Below are 17,730 nucleotides of genomic sequence, written 5' to 3' on the forward strand. Positions count from 1 at the left end.
GCAGATACGCAAGTAGCGGGCCCGCTTACACTCGGGACATGCACACGTCCCTGCCGGACTTCCACATGCCCGACGACGAGCAGGTGCAGGTGGCGGCCGAGCAGTTCCGGCTGCTGGCCGACCCGACGCGGGTGAAGATCCTCTGGGCGCTGCTGCAGGGCGAGACGTCCGTGGCCTGCCTCGCCGAGCTGGTCGGCGCCGCGCCGACGGCGGTCAGCCAGCACCTGGCGAAGCTGCGCCTTGCCGGACTGGTGCACGGCCGCCGCGAGGGGACGTTCATCTACTACACGGCCGCCGACGAGCACGTGCGGCGGCTGCTCACCGAGGCGTTGTTCCAGGGCGAGCAGCTGCCGCAGGGCTGACGGTCAGCGCGTGAGCCAGGCCCTCGCCGCCGCGAGACCGTCGGCGGTGATCTGATGGCCTCCGTCGTGCCAGTCCTCGGTGACCTCGGCCGAGCGCTGCCGCAGCAGCTGCACGAGCCGCGTGCTGGAGGCGAGTGGGGCCATCGGGTCGTGGCGGCCGTTGGACAGGAAGATCCGGGTGCCGCTGAGGTCGTGCTCCGGAGGGTCGGGCACAGCCAGCATGGTCGAGAACAGCGCCGCCTCGGTGAGCACGTCCGGCCGCAGCAGTGCCACCGCGGCCGCGATGTTGGCGCCGTTGGAGAAGCCCGCCGCGACGAGCCTGCGCCCGGCGAGCCCGTACCGCTCGCGCGCGGCGACGATGAACTCGGCGAGCTGACCCGCCCTGGCCAGGACGTCCTCGGTGTCGAAGACGCCCTCCGCGAGCCGCCGGAACCAGCGCGCCGCGCCGTGCTCCGACACCGGCCCCGCCGGGGCGATCATCGGTGACTCGGGGCTGAGTTCCTTGCCGAGCAGCAGAATGTCGGCGGGGCTGCCGCCGGTGCCGTGCAGCAGCAACAGCACCGGCGCGTCGTCGGCCCCCTCCACGTACCGGTGGTCCAGCGTCAGCGCGCTCATCGGGTGGTCACCGGGTTGTTCTCGGCGGGCAGGTCGAGCGCGGGCAGTGCGGCCTGGATCTGCTCACGGTTCGGCTCCAGCCACGGCGGCAGCTTGAGCGCCCTGCCCAGCTCCAGCAGCGGCTCGTCGATCGAGAAGCCGGGCTGGTCGGTGGCGATCTCCAGCAGCGTGCCGCCCGGCTCGCGGAAGTAGATCGACCGGAAGTACTGGCGGTCCATGATCGACGTGACGCCGACGCCGCGGCCTGTCAGCTCCTCGCGCCAGGCGGCCTGCGTGGCCTCGTCGGGTGCGCGCCAGGCCACGTGGTGCACGGTGCCTGCGGCGACGAGACCCTTCGGCGCGTCCGGCGTCACGAGCACGTCCACCATCGCGCCCGGTCCGCCCTCGCCTGCGCTGAAGCGGAACCGGTTGCTGTCCTGGCTGCTGAACGACAGGCCGAGGCCTTCGGTGAGCATGCCCGCGGTGGCGTCCTCGCGCGACACCGACAGCGTCACCGAGTGCAGCCCGCGGATGGCGTGCTCGCCGGGCACGAGTGGCGTGTCCCACGGGTCGCGCGGGTCGCCCTGCGGGTGCGCCACGAGCGCCAGCTGCAGCCCGTCCGGGTCGCGGAAGGTCAGGGTCTCCTCGTCGTCCCTGCTGGTCACCTGGCTCACCTCGACGCCGGAGATCTCCAGGTGCTGCTTCCACCAGCCGAGCGAGTGCTCCGGCACGGAGAACGACGTCGTGGTGGCCTGCCCGGTGCCGATCCGGCCGCTCGGGGCGTCCCGCCACGGGAAGAACGTGAGCAGCGTGCCGGGTTTGCCGGACTCGTCGCCGTAGTAGAGGTGGTAGGTGCCGGGGTCGTCGAAGTTGACGGTGGTCTTCACCAGCCGCAGCCCCAGCGTGCGCAGGTAGAAGTCGGCGTTGCGCTGCGGATCGCCGCCGATGGCGGTGACGTGGTGGAGTCCGCTGGTCTGGAACGGCATGGCTGCCTCCTTGGGCCGGTTGTATCCGAACGTAACCCCGAAACCTCTCGCGCGCAAGATATATTCCGGAGAGATATTGCGCTACACTCGTCCGGTGCCGACCGAACCCGACGACGACGCCATCGTCACCTGGTGGGGCCTGGTGATCGAGGGCTACGTGGCCACGCAGGACCGGCTGATGGGCGAGATCGCCGAGCGCTTCGGCCTCGCACCCGCGTCGTTCGACATCCTGCTCAGGCTGGTCCGCTCGCCGGAGCACCGCATGCCGATGACGCGCCTGGCCAACGAGGCGGCGCTGTCCAGCGGCGGATTCACCAAGGTCGCCGACCGCCTCGTCGCGGCGGGCCTGATCCGCAGGCTGCCGAGCCCCGAGGACCGGCGCGTCACGTTCGCCTGCCTCACCGACCACGGCCGCGACGTGGCCGAGCAGGCCCGCAAGGCCTGCGCCGACATCCTGCGCGAGACCGTGCTGAGCCCGCTCGGCCCCGAGGCCGCGGAGTCACTCGCCGAAGCCATGCGGACGCTGCGCGAGGTCAACAGCGCGGGGTGAAAAACCCGGCGCGGCGATCCGTTGTGACCGCCGCGACGCGAGCGCAGCATGAGCGGCGAGCGATGAGGAGGCCGCCATGCTCACCACAGCCACCATCACGACCTTGCTTCCGGTGACCGATGTGGACCGGGCCAGCCAGTTCTACGCGGAGTCGCTCGGGCTCAAGCGCACCGGCACCGGTTCCGACGGTTCGGTGCACTTCGCCACGGGCGGGGGCGACATGCTCGCCCTGCGCCCCATGCCGCCGGGGGCGCAGAGCGAGCACACCGCGCTGAGCTTCGAGGTGCCCGACCTCGCCGCCGAGATCGCCGACCTGGAGAGCCGGGGCGTGCGGTTCTCCGATTTCGACAGCGACGAGCTGCGGACCGTCGACCACATCGCCAACCTGGGCGACGAGCTCGCCGCGTGGTTCCACGACACCGAGGGCAACGTGCTCTGCCTGCACCAGGCCGTCACACGCTGACCACCGGGCGGGCGCCCGGCCTCACGTGCGTTCGAGCGCCACCTCGGGCAGCCTGCGGTCGACGGCGCGGGGCAGCCACCACGCGCGGGCACCGAGCAGGCGCATCACCGCGGGCACGATGAGGCAGCGGATGACGAACGCGTCCAGCAGCACCGCCACGGCAAGCCCGAGGCCGAACTGCTGCAACATCCGGTCGGGGCTGAGCACGAACGCGCCGAACACGACGATCATGATCGCCGCGGCCGCCGTGATGACCCCGCCCGTGGCGGCCAGCCCCTCCCGCACCGCGTGCACCGCGTCGCCGGTGCGGCGCCACTCCTCGCGCATCCGCGAGAGGAGAAACACCTCGTAGTCCATGGACAGCCCGAACACGATCGCGAAGATCATGACGGGCACGAACGCCTCGATCGGCCCCGGCAGCGCGCCGAACAACCCCTCCCCGAACACCAGCGTCACCACGCCGAGGCTGGCACCGATGCTGAGCAGGTTCAGCACCGCGGCCTTGACCGGGATGAGCACCGAGCGGAACACCAGCGCCAGCAGCAACGCCGACAGGCCGACCACGACGAGGATGAACAGCGGCAGCCGGTCACCGACGGCGGCGGCGAAGTCGTCGGCCGCGGCCACCGAGCCACCCACCAGGTACGTCGAGCCCGTGCGCTCGGCGAGACCGGGCAGCACGTCGGCGCGCAGCCGGTCGAGCAGCTCGTGCGTCTGCTCCGACTGCGGCGCCGTGTCCGGATACACGAGCGTCGTGGAGACGCCACCGCCGAGCGGCTGGGGCGGCGTCGCGCTCGCCACGCCCCGCGTCTGCTCCAGGGTGCGCTGGAGCGGTCCGGTGTCCCCTCCGGACAGTACGATCAGCGGCCCGTTGAACCCGGGCCCGAAGCCCTCGGCAAGCAGGTCGTACGCCTGGCGGCTCGTCGCCTCGCGCGACTCGGTGCCCGCGTCGGCGAAGCCGAGCCGCAGATCGAGCGCGGGCAGCGACAGAACGCCGAGCGCGGCGACCGACAGCACGAGCGGCGCCAGCGGGCGGCGCTGCACCCCGGCGGCGAGGCGCCGCCACGCGGCACCCTGCTCCCGGCGCCGCGCCCTGCGCCGCACCGCGCGCTCGATCCACCCTCCGAACACCGACAGCAGTGCGGGCAGCAGGGTGATCGAGGCGGCCATCGTGACGAGCACGGTCAGCGCCACCGCGAAGGCGACCCCGCGCAGCGAGCCGAGGCCCAGCGCCAGCAGCCCGAGCAGCGCGATGATCACCGTGCAGCCCGCGAACAGCACCGAGCGGCCCGCGGTGTCGAGCGCGCGGCGCGCGGCCGCGTCGCGGTCGGCGCCGCCGAGCAGCTCGCCGCGGAAGCGGGAGAAGATCAGCAGCGCGTAGTCGATACCGACGCCGAGGCCGACGAGCATCATCAGCGGCGGCGCGTACGACGGCATGTCCAGCAGGTGCGAGACGAGCGCGATGGCCCCGATGGTGCTGCCCACGGCGAAGACGGCCGTGACGATGGGAACGGCCGCCGCGAGCAGCGAACCGAACATGAACACGAGGATCACCAGTGCGGCGAGCATGCCCGCGCCCTCGGCGGCGCCACCGCCGCCCTCTTCGGCCTCCCGGATCGCAGCTCCACCGAGCGCGACACGTACCCCGCCGCCCTCGGCCTGCTCGGCGGTGTCGATGAGCGTGCGCACGTCCTCGGCGGGCGCGCCCGGATCGAGCTGGACCGTGGCGTAGGCGATCGTGCCGTCCCGCGAGATCGCCGCACGCGACTCGTACGGGCTCTGCACGGCCTGCACGTGCGGCAGCGCGCGAACCTCGTCGAGCAGGCCGGCGACCCGGTCGCGCACGGCGGTGACGCCCTGGTCGGCGGCGACCACGAGCTGGACCGTCTCGCCCGCACGGGCGGGTGCCCGCTCGGCGAAGGTGTCGGCGACGCGCTGCGACTCGGTGCCGGGCAGCGCGTGATCGTCGTGGTAGTCGGCGCCCAGCGCCTGCGAGGTGACCGTGATCGTCGCCAGCAGCAGGACCCACACCCCGAGTGCGAGCCAGCGGCGGCGCTGCGACCACGCGGCCAGCCGCTGCAGGCGGCTGGGGTTGAGCGTGCGTGTGTTCATGGCACGCAGCGTGTGGCAGCGGCGGGAGTCCTGGCGTCCCGCGCGGGTACCCACTTGCCGTGCTACACCGGTTGTCCCCTCGGGGCGATCCCGTAGGCCGGGAGTTGTCCCTGCTCTCCACGTGGCTGCCGACGGCCTTCGGCGCCTCCATGCTCGTGGTGGAGGTGCCCCTGGTGTACGCCGCGGTCGCCCGTTCGGACAGTGGTGCCCGTGGCCTCGCGGCGATGGGCATCTGCCTCGCGCTGCTCGTCGTGGTGAACACGCCGGCGCTCGCGCTCGCCCCGCTCGTCGCGACCGAACACGATCGGCACCGCGCCGCCACGCTGCTCGCCTACACCGCGGGCGTCGGCGCGGTGGGCACCCTGCTGCTGGGTGCGCTGGCGCTCACCCCGGCCGCGGCGAACCTGCTGGGCGCGGCGTTCGGGCTCGACGCCGGGCTGCTCGCCCAGGTGCGCGGCGGGCTGCTGGGCCTGGTCCCCAACAGCCTGGGTGTGGCGCTGCGGCGGTACCTGCACGGCCGCTGCATCCACACGGGCCGGACGCGGCCGATCCTGCGTGCGACCCTGGTGCGCATCGCGGCCAGCGGCGCGTTCGCCTTCGCCGGGATCGCGTGGTGGCCCGAGCACGGAACGCTCGTCGGCGGGCTGGCGCTGTCAGTGGGCGCCGTGGTGGAGGCGGCGATGCTCGCCGTCGCGGCGCGGCCCTTCGCCGTGCCGTCCGGCTCGGCCCGGGCGCGTTCGCTGCTGCGGCGGCACGCGCACCTGTCGTCGAACCGCCTGCTGGCGATGCTGCCGCTGCTGCTCACCACAGCGGGCATCGCGCACGCGCCGTACGCCGCCCTGTCACTCGTGGTGTGGCCCGCGCTGTACGAACTGCTGATGCTCTTCGCGTCACCGGTCAGCGACTGGGAGGCGGTGAGCGCGACCGCGCTGCGGGAGACCCCGCGGTCGCGCTCGCCTCGCCGGGTGGCCTGGTGGCTGGCGGCCGGATTCACGGCCGCCTTCGCGGCGGTGCTCGGCACCGGCGCGGCCGACGGCTACCTGCGAGGTGTCGAGGCGGTACCGGCCGACGCGGCGACCCTGGGACTGAGCTGGGCTCCCGTGCTGCTCGCGGTGCCCGCGCTGTGGGTGCTGAGGGCGCACCTGCACGGTGTGCTCATGGCCGCGGGCGCGACCGGATGGCTCGTTCCCGCGAGCGCGGCGCACGTCGCGGTGCTGGGTGGCGCCGTCTCCTGCCTTGGGCTGAGCGGGCTGCCAGGCGTGGCGGCCGCCGCCCTCGCTCTGGTGGCGGGTCTGCTGGCCGACGTGGCGGTGACAGCGCGGGGCGTGTCGGCCACCGCGGCGCGCCGGATCGGCACCGTCAGCCGAGCCAGCCTGGCGTGACCATCGCCGACTCGTAGGCCAGCACCACCAGCTGGGCCCGATCGCGGGCGTGCAGCTTGGTCATGATGCGGCTGACGTGCGTCTTGGCCGTGGCGGGCGACAGCACGAGGCGCTGCGCGATCTCGTCGTTGGACAGGCCGCCTGCCACCAGCATCAGCACCTCGCGCTCCCGCTCGGTGAGCGAGTTCAGCACCGGGCTCGGCGACGGTGGCGCCACCCGGCCCGCGAACTCCGCGATGAGCCTGCGCGTCACCGACGGCGCCAGCAGCGCATCGCCCCGCGACACCACCCGCACCGCGTGGATCAGCTCGGCGGGCTCGGTGTCCTTGACCAGGAACCCGCTGGCCCCGGACCGCAGCGCGCCGTACACGTACTCGTCCACGTCGTAGGTGGTGAGGATGACGACCTTCACCCCGGCGAGCCGCTCGTCGGCCGCGATGCGGCGGGTGGCTTCCAGACCGTCGACGCCGGGCATCTGGATGTCCATGAGGACCACGTCCGGCCGGTGCTGCCGGGCGAGCGTGACGGCGGCCTCGCCGTCGGCGGCCTCGCCGACCACCGTGAAGTCGTCCTCACCGTCCAGGATGGACTTGAAGCCCGCGCGCACGAGGTGCTGGTCGTCGGCGAGCACGATGCCGATCATGTCGCGGCTCCCTGAGGCAGGCGGGCACTCACGCGGAACCCGCCGTCGGCGCTGCTGCCCGCGCTGAGGTCGCCGCCGAGCGCGCGCACGCGCTCGCTCATCCCCTTGATGCCGTTGCCCGCGGGCATCGGTCCACCGCCCGCGCCGTCGTCGGTGACCTCCACCCGCAGCTCGCGGCGTGTGTAGCGGATGCGGACGGTGGCGGTGCTCGCGCCGGCGTGCTTGCGGACGTTCGTCAGCGCCTCCTGCACCAGGCGGTAGGCGGCCAGGTCGGTGTCCGGCGCGAGCCGTGGGGGCTCGCCGTCCACCTCGGTAACGACGGTGAGCCCGGTGGCACGTGCCTGCTCGATGAGCCGGTCGAGGTGCGCCAGCCCCGGAGGACGGGCCGCCTCGTCGCGCCGCAGGACGCCGAGCGTGCCACGCAGCTCGCGCAGGGTGTCGCGGCTCGCCTCCTTCACCACCGTGAGCGCGCGCCCGGCCTGCCCGGGATCGGCGTCGAGCCGGTGCAGCGCGGCGCTCGCCTGCACGTTGATGAGGCTGAGGTTGTGCCCGAGCACGTCGTGCAGTTCCCTGGCGATGCGCAGGCGCTCCTCGGTGGCCGCGCGCTCCTCCGCCTCGCGCAGGTAGGCGACGTGCGCGCGGCGGGCCCTGCCGAGCGCCACGCTGGCGACGATCCAGCCGCCGAGCAGCAGCAGGCCCGGAGTGTCCAGGTGGGGCCGGGGGCTGATGGCCTCCCCGTAGGCGGTGGCCGCGAGCGCGACGGCGCCGATCACCACGGCGACGGCGAGCGGCCGGATGGCGGCCAGGGAGTACAGGGCGACCACGAACGCCACGACGATCGGGCCGTCCGGGCCGACGAGCGTGTAGTACAGGGCGGAGCCGGCCAGCGTGGCCACCGCGACCGCGGCCGGGAACCGGCGGCGCACGACGAGCGTGGCGGGCACGCCGAGCAGCAACGCCCAGGACCACACACTGAACGAGCCGGGGGTGTCGCCCAGCCTCGCCTGCAACAGCGTCACGCCCGCCACGCCGACCGCGACCGAAAGCGCGAGCAGCACGTCGCGGACGCGGGTCGACAGCCCGACCGACAGACCAGCCATGGCAGCACAGTGACAGACGTCGACCGGTTCCCGCATCCGGGACTTCCCCTGAGGGGCGTGCTCGCCCGGGTGCGGTCCACGGTGCCCCTAGCATCGCCACATGAGAAGATCTCGCGTTCAGTCCTTCGCGGCGGGCCTGCTGACCGCCAACAGCGCTCCCCACCTGGCCACGGCGATCACCGGGCGGCGGCATCTGACTCCACTGGCCGGCCGCGAATCCGGGCCCGCGACCAACGCGGTATGGGCGGGGCTCAACCTCGCTGCCGGGGCGCTGTTGCTCCGGCGTTCCCGGCGCAACGGCGGCGACGACTGGGGCGCCGACCTGCTGGCCTTCGAAGCCGGGTACCTCGCGTTCGCCGCCTGGATGGCCGGTTCGGAGCGGGTGTTGCGCACCAACTCGTAGTCCGCACCACCTGCGCATTGGAAGAACATACATGGTGCATGTATGTTTGAGGCAGTCCAGCGCGGGAGGTCGGCATGCCAGGCATCGACGGGATGGGTTCCGTTCACGAGGCGGACCTGGGCAGCGCCCGGATCCGGTACCGGGACCTCGGCGAAGGTCCGCCCGTGGTGTTCGTCCACGGGTTGCTGGTCAACGGCCTGCTGTGGCGGAAGGTCGCGCCCGCCGTCGCCGACGCCGGGTACCGATGCCTTGTGCCGGACTGGCCGCTGGGCTCGCACGAGATCCCCGTGCCCCACGCGGACCTCAGCCCGCCCGGCGTCGCCGCACTCATCGCGCGCTTCCTCGACGTGCTGGACCTCACCGACGTCACCGTCGTCGCCAACGACACCGGCGGCGCGCTCAGCCAGATCCTGATGGCGAACCATCCCGAGCGGCTCGGACGAGTCGTGCTCACGCCGTCCGACTCCTTCGAGCGCTTCTTCCCGCCCGCCTTCGCCGCCCTGCCGCGACTGGCCCGCATCCCGGGCGCCGACCGGGTGATGACCCAGGCGCTCCGCGCGCGGCGGCTCCTGCGCGCCACCGGGCTGGGCTGGGTCGCGAAACACCCGATCCGCGACGACATCCTGGACGCCTACCTGCTGCGGTGCAGGCGCGACCCCGCCATCCGCCACGACCTCCGCCGGTTCTTGGTGGGCGTGCACCGCCGCCACACGCTCGCCGCCGCCGAGCGGCTGCGCGGCTTCCCGCAGCCGGTGCTGCTGGCCTGGGCACCCGAGGACAAGCACTTCCCGATGTCGCTCGCGCACCGGCTCGCCACCACCCTGCCCAACGCGCACCTGCGCACCATCGCCGACTCCTACACGTTCGTTCCCGAGGACCAGCCGCAGCAGCTCACCGGCCTGCTGGTGGAATTCCTGCGTGCCCACGCCACGACGTAGCCAGGCCGAACGCTCCCGCACCACGCGGGCGACGCTCATCCAGACCGCCCGCGCCCTGTTCGCCCAGCACGGATACGCCGCCGTGCCCGCCGACGACATCGTGCACGCCGCCGGCGTCACCCGGGGCGCGCTCTACCACCACTTCGACGACAAGCAGGGCCTGTTCCGGGCCGTCGTCGAGCAGCTCGAGGCCGAGATCATGGCCGAGATCGTCGCCGTCACGGAGACGGCCGACGACCCCTGGACCGGCGGCCTCGCCGCGCTCGACCGGTTCCTCGACGTCTGCCGCCGCGACGAGGTCGTGCGCATCGCGCTCACCGACGCGCCCGCCGTGCTGGGCTGGCAGGCCTGGCGCGAGATCGAGGCCCGGTACGGCCTCGGCCTCATCACCGACACCCTGCAGGCCGCCGCGACAGCGAGAAAACTGATCCCGGTGCCGGTTCCCGAACTGGCCCAGCTGGTGCTCAGTGCGTGCGGTGAGGCGGCCCTGCTGATCGCCCACGCGGAGGACAGCGAAGCCGCCAAGGGCCGGGCTCAGCAGGCACTGGTCGCCCTGTTGTCGGGATTGGTCGTTCAGTAGGGGCCGGATCGTGGTGGTGGCGTTTCGTTTGTTCTTTTTGCGTGCTGTTTTTGCGCTGGTTGTTCGGTGCGGTTTTGTGGGTGGTCCGGTTTAAAGACGGCTGGGGAGGTGTGGGGGTGGCTGGGGTTTGCTGTTCGGCTTGCGTTCCGTTGTGGCGCCTTCCGCATGTCGCGCTGCGGGCCGGTTTGCAGGTGGTCCGGTTTACAGACGGCTGCGGAGACGTGGGGGTGACTGGGTTTGCTGTTCGGCTTGCGTTCCGCTGCGGCGCCTACCGCATATCCCGCTGCGAGCGCCGGTTTGCAGGTGGTCCGGTTTACAGAGGGCTGGGGAGGTGTGGGGGTGGCTGGGTTTTGCTGTTCGGCTTGCGTTCCGTTGCGGCGCCTACCGCATATCCCGCTGCGAGCGCCGGTTTGCAGGTGGTCCGGTTTACAGAGGGCTGGGGAGGTGGGCAGGAGTCGGTTTTCGTTGTCGGGTTGCGTTCCGTTTCTGGCGCCTTTTTGAAAGTGTTTCGGGTGTGCATTCCGTGAACCTTGTTGGTAGACTGCTACTGTGACTGGGGTTCTTGATTGGCTGATCGATCCGGACACCGTGGACTGTCATTCCGGCGCCTTTTTCGGGTTGCGGGACGACGAGATCGCGGAGATGTCGGATCGGGTGATCCTGGATGTGATCACCTCGGCGCAGCGGCTGATCTGCCGCGCGCAGGCGGTGCAGGCCCGCGCCATCCACCACCTGGCCACCCTGCGGCAGGGATCGCGGTGGGTGGCCGACGAGATCGCCCCCGAACTCGGGGTGTCCCGGCAGGCCGCGCACACCCAGGTGGCGGTGGCGGCGGATCTGTGCACCCGGTTGCCGGCGATGCTGGCGGCGATGGACGTCGGACAGATCGACGCGGTCAAGGCCCGCAAGATCGCCGAGGTCACCGCACCCCTGTCCGACGCCCACGCCCGCGAGGTGGATGCGCGGCTGGCGGGCCGGGTCGCCGGCAAGGACCCGGCCGGAGTCCGGCGCACCGCCCGACGCGCAGTGCAGGCCGTCGACCCGCACGGCGCGGCCGAACGCGCCGCACGGCGCCGCCGGGAGCGGCGGGTAGAGCTGGCCCACGAGGACGACGCGATGAGCTCGTTGTGGGCGTATCTGCCGGCCGAAACCGGCTCCGCCTGCTACACCCGCATCGACACCCTCGCCCGGTCACTGAAGACCAGCGGTGAGCCCCGCACGCTGGACCAGTTGCGGGCCGACGTGCTGGCCGACCTGATCCTCGGCAAAGCCACCGGCAGCCGGGCAGCGGCGCAGGTGTTCGTGCACGTGCCCCTCGACGCCGCGCTGCAGGTCAGCGAACGGGGGTGCGAACTGGCGGGGCACGGCCCGATCCCGGCCCCGCTGGCGCGGCAGATCATGGCCGACCCGCGCAGCGTGTGGCGCAAGGTCACCACCGACCCCGCCTCCGGGGCCGTGCTCGACGTCGGCCGCACCCGCTACCGGCCCCCCGCCGCACTCGCCGACTTCGCGCGGGTCCGCGACCGGGAATGCCGCGCCCCAGGCTGCCACCGGCCCGCCCAGCACTGCGACCTCGACCACAACCACGAATGGCACCACAACGGTCGCACCGCCGCCTGCAACCTGTGCTGCCTCTGCGAACACCACCACCACCACCACCTCAAAGACCAACCCGGCTGGCACTTCGACCTCGACGAGCACACCGGCGAACTACACATCACCACACCAGCCGGCAAAACCCACACCACCCGACCCGAACCGATTATCGAGCCCCGGGGAGCGCCTCAGACGTCGTAGTCGACGGTGACCTTCTCGGTGAGGGGCCGCGACTGGCAGGTCAGCACGAAGCCCTTCTCCACCTCGTCGGCCTCCAGCGCGAAGTTGCGGCGCATGTGCACCTCGCCGTCGGTCACCTTCGCACGGCACGTGCCGCACACACCGCCCTTGCAGGCGAACGGCAGGTCCGGGCGGGCCCGCTGGGCGCCGTCGAGCACGGCGGTGTCCTGCGAGATGAGCACGGTGGTGAGGCGGCCGTCGAGCTTGACCGTGATCTCGCTGGTCTCGCCGGTCAGCACGGCCTCGGCGTGGCGCACCGGCTCGGGCGGCACGTCGTCGACGAAGAACAACTCCTGGTGCACGCGGCGCGGCTGGACGTCGTGGCGGGCGAGCACGTCCTGGGCGTCGGTGACCATGCCGTACGGCCCGCACAGCCACCAGTGGTCCACCTGCACCGGCTGGGGCAGCAGACGCAGCAGATCGGTGAGCTTCTCCGCGTCGAGCCTGCCGGTGAACAGCTCCACCTCGCGCGGCTCGCGAGACAGCACGTGCACCAGTTCGAACCGGGCGGGATAGCGGTCCTTCAGGTCGGCCAGCTCGTCGGCGAACATCACGGTGTCGGTGCGGCGGTTGCCGTAGAACAGCGTCACCTTCGTCGCCGGGTTCCGCAGCAGCGACGCCGCGATCGACAGCACCGGCGTGATGCCCGAGCCCGCCGCGACGAGCACGTGATGGCCGGGCTCGTCGAGGTCCGGCGTGAACGTGCCGGTGGGAGTGCCGACCTCGATGCGGTCGCCGGGCCGGACGTCGCGCACCAGCCACGTGGAGAACAGGCCGTCCGGCACCTCGCGCACCCCGACGCGAGGAGCGGCGCCCGCCGGAGCGCAGATGGAGTACGAGCGGCGCTCCTCGCGGCCGTCGATCGTCCTGCGCAACGTCAGCGACTGGCCGGGCCGGAACCGGTACTCGTCGGCCAGCTCCGGCGGCACGTCGAACGTCACGGCCACCGCGTCGTCGCAGAGGCGCGTGACGTCGGCAACCGTGAGCTGGTGAAAGGTCGTGCGCGCTCGGGCCGGTGCTGCTGCGGTCACGTCAGATCTCCTTGAAATGCTCGAACGGCTCGGCGCAGGCCCGGCAGCGGCGCAACGCCTTGCAGGCCGTGGCACTGAAGCGGGACAGCTCCTCGGTCTCCGCCGACCCGCAACGCGGGCAGCGCACGCGGCGCACCGTCGGACCCAGGGTGAGCGGAACAGGCCCCTCGGCAGGCCTCGGCGCGGCGCCGGGCGGGGCGATCCCGGCCTCGGCGAGCTTGCGGCGGCCGTCCTCGGTGATCCAGTCGGTGCTCCACGGCGGATGCAGCACCGTGCGCACCTCGACGTCGGCGTAGCCCTCGGCCCGCAGCGCGTGCACGAGGTCGTCGCGCATGGTGTCCATGGCGGGGCAGCCGGTGTAGGTCGGCGTGATCGACACGACCACCCGTCCGTCCTCTTCGGCAACGTCGCGGAGCACGCCGAGGTCGGCCAGCGTGAGCATCGGCAGTTCCGGATCGGTCACCGTCTCGGCGACCACCCTGGCCCGGCCGCGGGTCATCACCATGTCGCCTCCGGATCCGCTCGGGCCACGCTCTGCAGCTCGGCCAGCAGGTAACCCATCGACTCGGTGTGCACGCCGTCCCGGCCGGTGCGACCCGAAACGCCGGGGATGCCCGGCACCTCGGGCACGTCGAGCGTCGCGGCACGCAGCACCTGGGCGAGCACCTCGTCGAACTCGGCGCGGGACTCGGCCGGGTTCACAGCCACCCCGGAGGCCGCCAGCGACACCTCGATCTCGTGCGGGGTGAACAGCTCGTCGACATACGGCCACCCGGTGGCCAGCCCCGCGGCCATCCGCTCGCGCGAGTGGTCCGTGCCGTCGCCGAGCCGCACCGTCCACTGTGCCGCGTAGTCGCGGTGGTAGGTGACCTCCTTGACGCCCTTGGCTGCGATGGCGGCCAGCACCGGGTCGCGCGACTCGGTGAGCCGCCGCAACAGCGCGAGCCGCCAGGTGGAGAACACGAGCAGTGCCGCGATCAGCTCGCCGAAGTCACCGTGTGGCAGCTCGGCGAGCCGAACATTGCGGAACTCGTGCTCGCCGCGGAAGAAGGCGTAGGAATCCTCGCCGCGCTCCCCCGCCCTGGCGAGCAGCAGCCGAGCCTGGCCGAGCAGGTCCAGGGCGATGTTGGCGATCGCGACCTCGTCCTCCAGCTCCGGCGCGTTCGTGCACCACTCCTGCAGGCGGTGCGAGAACACGAGTGCGTCGTCGCCGAGCATCAGGCAGTAGGCCTCCAGCTCCCCGGCGTCCACACCGGACGGAACCGAGGTGTCGACGCCCTCCAGTGGATCGGTGAACCCGGTGCCGAACGCCCAACGGGAGTCGTTCTCCTCCGTGATCGCCTCGTAGGCATTGTCGAAAACCATCACAGGTCACGCTCACATGTGGGGAACGTCGTCGGGAATGTCGTAGAACGTCGGGTGCCGGTACACCTTGTCGGCGCTCGGCGCGAAGAACGGGTCCTTCTCGTCCGGGCTCGACGCCGTGATGTCGGCGGCCTTCACCACCCAGATGCTCACGCCCTCGTTGCGCCGCGTGTAGAGGTCGCGGGCGTGGTGCAGCGCCATCTCGTCGTCGGCGGCGTGCAGCGAGCCGACGTGCACGTGGTTGAGGCCGCGCTTGCCGCGCACGAACACCTCGTACAAGGGCCAGTCGCTTCTCATGCCGTCCTCTCCCGCAGTTTCGCGGCGTGCGCGGCGGCGGCCTCCCGCACCCACGCGCCGTCCTCGTGAGCCTTCCTCCGGTGCGCGATGCGCTGGGCGTTGCACGGGCCGTTGCCCGACACCACCTGTTTGAACTCGCTCCAGTCGATGTCGCCGAAGTCGTAGTGCTCCCGCTCGGCGTTCCACCGCAGGTGCGGGTCGGGCAGCGTGACACCGAGCGCCTCGGCCTGCGGCACCGTCATGTCCACGAAGCGCTGGCGCAGCTCGTCGTTGGTGTGCCGCTTGACCTTCCACGCCATCGACTGCGCCGTGTGTGACGAGTCGGCGTCCGGAGGCCCGAACATCATCAGCGACGGCCACCACCAGCGGTTGGTGGCGTCCTGCACCATCCGGCGCTGCTCCTCGGTGCCCCTCATCATCGTCATCAGCAGCTCGTAGCCCTGCCGCTGGTGGAACGACTCCTCCTTGCAGATCCGGATCATCGCCCGCGCGTAGGGCCCGTAGCTGCTGCGGCACAGCGGCACCTGGTTGCAGATCGCCGCGCCGTCCACCAGCCAGCCGATCACGCCGACGTCGGCGAACGTCAGCGTCGGGTAGTTGAAGATCGACGAGTACTTCTGCTTGCCCGCGATGAGCTTGGCGGTGAGCTCGCCCCGGTCGGCGCCCAGCGTCTCCGCGGCCGAGTACAGGTACAGCCCGTGCCCTGCCTCGTCCTGCACCTTCGCCAGCAGGATCGCCTTGCGCCGCAGCGACGGCGCGCGGGTGATCCAGTTGCCCTCCGGCTGCATGCCGATGATCTCGGAGTGCGCGTGCTGCGCGATCATCCGGATCATCGTCGTGCGGTAGGCCTCGGGCACCCAGTCCCTCGGCTCGATGCGCTGGTCGCGCTCGATGGTCTGCTCGAACTGCTGCTCGAGGTCGGGCATCGTGGCGGTCATCGGGTCGCCTCCTTGGCCACCAGGGTCAGCACGTCGTACTTCGCCACCGACTCGCCGTCGGCGTTGGTCACGTCGGTGTCCCAGCGCACCTCGCCGTAGTCGGCGTTCTCCCGCAGGGTGATCTGCTTGGCGGTCAGCGTGACGGTCAGCTCGTCGCCAGGCTTGACCGGCGTCAGGAACCGCAGGTTCTCCAGCCCGTAGTTGGCCAGCACCGGGCCGGGCTCCGGCGAGACGAACAGGCCCGCCGCGAACGACACGACCAGGTAGCCGTGCGCCACGATCCCGCCGAACAGCGGGTTCGCCTTCGCCGCCTCCTCGTCGGTGTGCGCGTAGAAGGTGTCGCCGGTGAACTCCGCGAAGTGGGCCACGTCCTCCTCGGTGACCCGGCGGGGGCCGGCCACCACGGTGTCACCGACGCGCAGCTGGGCCAGCGACTTGCGGAACGGGTGCACGTCCCCGGTGTTGCGCGGCGCGCCCGGCACCCACCGGCCGGTGACCGCGCCAAGGACCTTCGGGCTGGCCTGCACGGCCGTGCGCTGCAGGTGGTGCAGCACGCCGTGGATGCCGCCCATCTCCTCGCCGCCGCCTGCCCTGCCGGGGCCGCCGTGCACCAGTGCGGGCAGCGGCGAGCCGTGTCCCGTCGACTCCTTGGCGTCGTCGGCGTCGAGCACCAGCAGCCTGCCGTGCCACGGCGCGAGACCCAGCACCACGTCGCGGGCGAAGTCCGCGTCGCCGGTGACGACCGACCCGGCGAGGCTGCCCTGGCCGCGCGCGGCCAGCTCCACCGCCTGCCCGGTCGAGGTGTAGGGCAGCAGGGTGGACACGGGCCCGAACGCCTCCACCTCGTGCGGCTCGGCCCGGTTGGGGTCGTCGGCCCGCAGCAGCACCGGGGAGACGAACGCGCCACGCTCCGCGTCGGCGTCCACGACGTCGACCCGCTCGGGGTCGCCGAACACGATCGAGCCCGCGTCGAGCAGGGCCTTCAGCGAGCGGCGCACCTCCTCGCGCTGCTCGAGGCTCGCGAGCGCGCCCATCCGGACGTCCTCACTCGCCGGGTTGCCGACGGTGACCCTGGCGAGCCGCTCGCTCACCGCTTGCGCGACGTCGTCCATCCGCTCGGCGGGCACGAGGGCGCGGCGGATGGCCGTGCACTTCTGTCCCGCCTTGACGGTCATCTCGGTGACCAGTTGCTTGACGAACAGGTCGAACTCGGCCGTGCCGGGCGTGGCGTCCGGGCCGAGGATCGAGCAGTTCAGCGAGTCGGCCTCGGCGTTGAACCGCACCGAGTGCCGCACGATCGCCGGGTGCGCGCGCAGCCGCTGCGCCGTCGACGCCGAACCGGTGAACGACACGAGATCCTGCGGGCCGACGTGGTCCAGCAGGTCACCGGCGCCGCCGCACACGAGCTGCACCGAGCCCTCCGGCAGCAGACCCGACTCGACGATCAGCTCCACCAGCTTCTCGGTGAGGTAGGCGGTCTGGCTGGCCGGCTTGATGAGGCTCGGCACGCCTGCGACGAACGCGGGGGCGAGCTTCTCCAGCGGCCCCCACACCGGGAAGTTGAACGCGTTGATCTGCACCGCCACGCCCCGCAGCGGAGTGGCGATGTGCTGGCCGACGAACGTGCCGCCCTTGCTCAGCGGCTCCACGGCACCCTCGACGTGGATGGTGTCGTTGGGCAGCTCCCGCCTGCCCTTGCTCGCATAGGCGAAGAGCACGCCGATGCCGCCGTCGACGTCGAACTTCGAGTCGCCCAGCGTGGCGCCCGTGCGCGCCGACAGCGCGTACAGCTCGTCGCGGTGCTCCCGCAGGTGCGAGGCCAGCGCCTTGAGCAGGCTCGCCCGCTGGTGGAACGTCAGCTCCCGCAGGGCGGGGCCGCCCACCCGGCGGCCGTACTCCAGGGCCGCGCCCATGTCGATGCCCTCGGAGGAGATCCGGGCGACCTCCTCGCCCGTGGCCGCGTCATGCAGTGGCGCGCCCTCCCCTGACGGCGTCCGCCATCCACCGGAGACGTAGCTGCGCAGCAAACCCATCGGCGCGACCTCCTCGTCGAATCACCAGGCCGAATTACCAACCGTCCGTTCAGTAATTAATGGTAGGTCGCCGCCCCGCAGAGGGCAATGCCGATCTTCGGAGACTCACCCTTGACA

Annotated in this window: 19 protein-coding genes; 8 read left to right on the forward strand and 11 right to left on the reverse strand. The window is 72.0% G+C overall.

Annotated features, from left to right (window positions below; genetic code table 11):
* Positions 1–38: 38 nt before the first annotated feature.
* Positions 39–362: an ArsR/SmtB family transcription factor gene (locus tag BAY60_RS01865; RefSeq protein ID WP_112279079.1), complete on the forward strand. Its 324-nt coding sequence runs from the start codon at positions 39–41 to the stop codon at positions 360–362.
* 3 nt (positions 363–365) lie between these two features.
* Here the strand turns inward: BAY60_RS01865 and BAY60_RS01870 are convergent, their stop codons facing one another.
* Positions 366–977 (reverse strand): alpha/beta hydrolase, encoded by a 612-nt coding sequence (locus tag BAY60_RS01870; protein ID WP_112279080.1) that lies wholly within the window; start codon positions 975–977, stop codon positions 366–368.
* A complete protein-coding gene (locus tag BAY60_RS01875) occupies positions 974–1,942 on the reverse strand; it encodes a ring-cleaving dioxygenase (RefSeq protein WP_112279081.1) in 969 nt (322 codons plus the stop codon). Before BAY60_RS01875 ends, BAY60_RS01870 begins: the two co-directional genes overlap by 4 nt.
* Positions 1,943–2,036: 94 nt before the next feature.
* Between BAY60_RS01875 and BAY60_RS01880 the strand changes: the two genes are divergently transcribed.
* Both BAY60_RS01880 and BAY60_RS01885 read left to right on the forward strand, forming a co-directional pair.
* Positions 2,037–2,492: a MarR family winged helix-turn-helix transcriptional regulator gene (locus tag BAY60_RS01880; RefSeq protein ID WP_245992264.1), complete on the forward strand. Its 456-nt coding sequence runs from the start codon at positions 2,037–2,039 to the stop codon at positions 2,490–2,492.
* Positions 2,493–2,568: 76 nt separating this feature from the next.
* Entirely contained in the window at positions 2,569–2,955 is a 387-nt protein-coding gene (locus BAY60_RS01885; RefSeq protein WP_112279082.1) for a VOC family protein, read from the forward strand.
* Between the two features lie 21 nt (positions 2,956–2,976).
* Here BAY60_RS01885 and BAY60_RS01890 read toward each other — a convergent pair whose 3' ends face one another.
* Complete coding sequence (locus BAY60_RS01890; RefSeq protein WP_112279083.1) at positions 2,977–5,067, reverse strand: MMPL family transporter; 2,091 nt, start codon at positions 5,065–5,067, stop codon at positions 2,977–2,979.
* Positions 5,068–5,171: 104 nt separating this feature from the next.
* Between BAY60_RS01890 and BAY60_RS01895 the strand changes: the two genes are divergently transcribed.
* Positions 5,172–6,449, forward strand: a complete 1,278-nt coding sequence (locus BAY60_RS01895; protein ID WP_112279084.1) for a hypothetical protein — start codon at positions 5,172–5,174, stop codon at positions 6,447–6,449.
* Here the strand turns inward: BAY60_RS01895 and BAY60_RS01900 are convergent.
* Positions 6,427–7,092 (reverse strand): response regulator, encoded by a 666-nt coding sequence (locus BAY60_RS01900; protein WP_112279085.1) that lies wholly within the window; start codon positions 7,090–7,092, stop codon positions 6,427–6,429. The genes BAY60_RS01895 and BAY60_RS01900 overlap by 23 nt on opposite strands.
* On the reverse strand, positions 7,089–8,192 hold the full coding sequence (locus tag BAY60_RS01905) for a sensor histidine kinase (protein ID WP_112279086.1): 1,104 nt from the start codon (positions 8,190–8,192) through the stop codon (positions 7,089–7,091). Before BAY60_RS01905 ends, BAY60_RS01900 begins: the two co-directional genes overlap by 4 nt.
* Before the next feature lie 100 nt (positions 8,193–8,292).
* On the opposite strand from BAY60_RS01905, the gene BAY60_RS01910 reads away from it, so the two are divergent.
* The 4 genes from BAY60_RS01910 to BAY60_RS01925 all read left to right on the forward strand — a co-directional run bounded on the left by BAY60_RS01910 (position 8,293) and on the right by BAY60_RS01925 (position 11,910).
* Positions 8,293–8,595 (forward strand): hypothetical protein, encoded by a 303-nt coding sequence (locus BAY60_RS01910; protein WP_112279087.1) that lies wholly within the window; start codon positions 8,293–8,295, stop codon positions 8,593–8,595.
* 74 nt (positions 8,596–8,669) lie between these two features.
* On the forward strand, positions 8,670–9,533 hold the full coding sequence (locus tag BAY60_RS01915) for an alpha/beta fold hydrolase (protein ID WP_112279088.1): 864 nt from the start codon (positions 8,670–8,672) through the stop codon (positions 9,531–9,533).
* Entirely contained in the window at positions 9,514–10,113 is a 600-nt protein-coding gene (locus tag BAY60_RS01920) for a TetR/AcrR family transcriptional regulator (RefSeq protein ID WP_112279089.1), read from the forward strand. The genes BAY60_RS01915 and BAY60_RS01920 overlap by 20 nt, the downstream gene beginning before the upstream one ends.
* A 549-nt stretch (positions 10,114–10,662) precedes the next feature.
* Positions 10,663–11,910, forward strand: a complete 1,248-nt coding sequence (locus BAY60_RS01925) for a DUF222 domain-containing protein (RefSeq protein ID WP_245992266.1) — start codon at positions 10,663–10,665, stop codon at positions 11,908–11,910.
* On the opposite strand, the gene paaE is transcribed toward BAY60_RS01925, so the two are convergent.
* From paaE to paaZ, 6 genes are read right to left on the reverse strand one after another with little or no spacing between them, the layout of a single operon-like run.
* Positions 11,898–12,980, reverse strand: a complete 1,083-nt coding sequence (gene paaE, locus BAY60_RS01930; RefSeq protein WP_112279090.1) for a 1,2-phenylacetyl-CoA epoxidase subunit PaaE — start codon at positions 12,978–12,980, stop codon at positions 11,898–11,900. The two genes, BAY60_RS01925 and paaE, sit on opposite strands and share 13 nt — an antisense overlap.
* Position 12,981: 1 nt before the next feature.
* On the reverse strand, positions 12,982–13,485 hold the full coding sequence (paaD, locus tag BAY60_RS01935; protein ID WP_170160295.1) for a 1,2-phenylacetyl-CoA epoxidase subunit PaaD: 504 nt from the start codon (positions 13,483–13,485) through the stop codon (positions 12,982–12,984).
* Positions 13,479–14,345: a 1,2-phenylacetyl-CoA epoxidase subunit PaaC gene (paaC, locus tag BAY60_RS01940; RefSeq protein WP_112279091.1), complete on the reverse strand. Its 867-nt coding sequence runs from the start codon at positions 14,343–14,345 to the stop codon at positions 13,479–13,481. The genes paaD and paaC overlap by 7 nt, the downstream gene beginning before the upstream one ends.
* A 12-nt stretch (positions 14,346–14,357) precedes the next feature.
* Positions 14,358–14,642, reverse strand: coding sequence for a 1,2-phenylacetyl-CoA epoxidase subunit PaaB (paaB, locus tag BAY60_RS01945; protein ID WP_112279092.1), 285 nt, complete (start codon positions 14,640–14,642; stop codon positions 14,358–14,360).
* Positions 14,639–15,580: a 1,2-phenylacetyl-CoA epoxidase subunit PaaA gene (gene paaA / locus BAY60_RS01950; protein ID WP_112279093.1), complete on the reverse strand. Its 942-nt coding sequence runs from the start codon at positions 15,578–15,580 to the stop codon at positions 14,639–14,641. Before paaA ends, paaB begins: the two co-directional genes overlap by 4 nt.
* Positions 15,577–17,613 carry a phenylacetic acid degradation bifunctional protein PaaZ gene (gene paaZ / locus BAY60_RS01955; protein WP_112279094.1) on the reverse strand — a complete coding sequence of 679 codons (2,037 nt, stop codon included), beginning with the start codon at positions 17,611–17,613 and terminating at the stop codon, positions 15,577–15,579. The genes paaA and paaZ overlap by 4 nt, the downstream gene beginning before the upstream one ends.
* Positions 17,614–17,730 lie beyond the last annotated feature (117 nt).

Source organism: Prauserella muralis (assembly GCF_003202285.1).
GTDB lineage: Bacteria > Actinomycetota > Actinomycetes > Mycobacteriales > Pseudonocardiaceae > Prauserella_B > Prauserella_B muralis.

Coding starts and splice junctions, on each gene's coding strand:
- paaZ (WP_112279094.1), bottom strand. CDS start 17,613: ATGGGTTTGCTGCGCAGCTACGTCTCCGGTGGATGGCGGACGCCGTCA.
- BAY60_RS01885 (WP_112279082.1), top strand. CDS start 2,569: ATGCTCACCACAGCCACCATCACGACCTTGCTTCCGGTGACCGATGTG.
- BAY60_RS01905 (WP_112279086.1), bottom strand. CDS start 8,192: ATGGCTGGTCTGTCGGTCGGGCTGTCGACCCGCGTCCGCGACGTGCTG.
- BAY60_RS01900 (WP_112279085.1), bottom strand. CDS start 7,092: ATGATCGGCATCGTGCTCGCCGACGACCAGCACCTCGTGCGCGCGGGC.
- BAY60_RS01870 (WP_112279080.1), bottom strand. CDS start 977: ATGAGCGCGCTGACGCTGGACCACCGGTACGTGGAGGGGGCCGACGAC.
- paaD (WP_170160295.1), bottom strand. CDS start 13,485: ATGGTGATGACCCGCGGCCGGGCCAGGGTGGTCGCCGAGACGGTGACC.
- paaC (WP_112279091.1), bottom strand. CDS start 14,345: ATGGTTTTCGACAATGCCTACGAGGCGATCACGGAGGAGAACGACTCC.
- BAY60_RS01915 (WP_112279088.1), top strand. CDS start 8,670: ATGCCAGGCATCGACGGGATGGGTTCCGTTCACGAGGCGGACCTGGGC.
- paaB (WP_112279092.1), bottom strand. CDS start 14,642: ATGAGAAGCGACTGGCCCTTGTACGAGGTGTTCGTGCGCGGCAAGCGC.
- BAY60_RS01875 (WP_112279081.1), bottom strand. CDS start 1,942: ATGCCGTTCCAGACCAGCGGACTCCACCACGTCACCGCCATCGGCGGC.
- BAY60_RS01890 (WP_112279083.1), bottom strand. CDS start 5,067: ATGAACACACGCACGCTCAACCCCAGCCGCCTGCAGCGGCTGGCCGCG.
- paaA (WP_112279093.1), bottom strand. CDS start 15,580: ATGACCGCCACGATGCCCGACCTCGAGCAGCAGTTCGAGCAGACCATC.
- BAY60_RS01865 (WP_112279079.1), top strand. CDS start 39: ATGCACACGTCCCTGCCGGACTTCCACATGCCCGACGACGAGCAGGTG.
- BAY60_RS01910 (WP_112279087.1), top strand. CDS start 8,293: ATGAGAAGATCTCGCGTTCAGTCCTTCGCGGCGGGCCTGCTGACCGCC.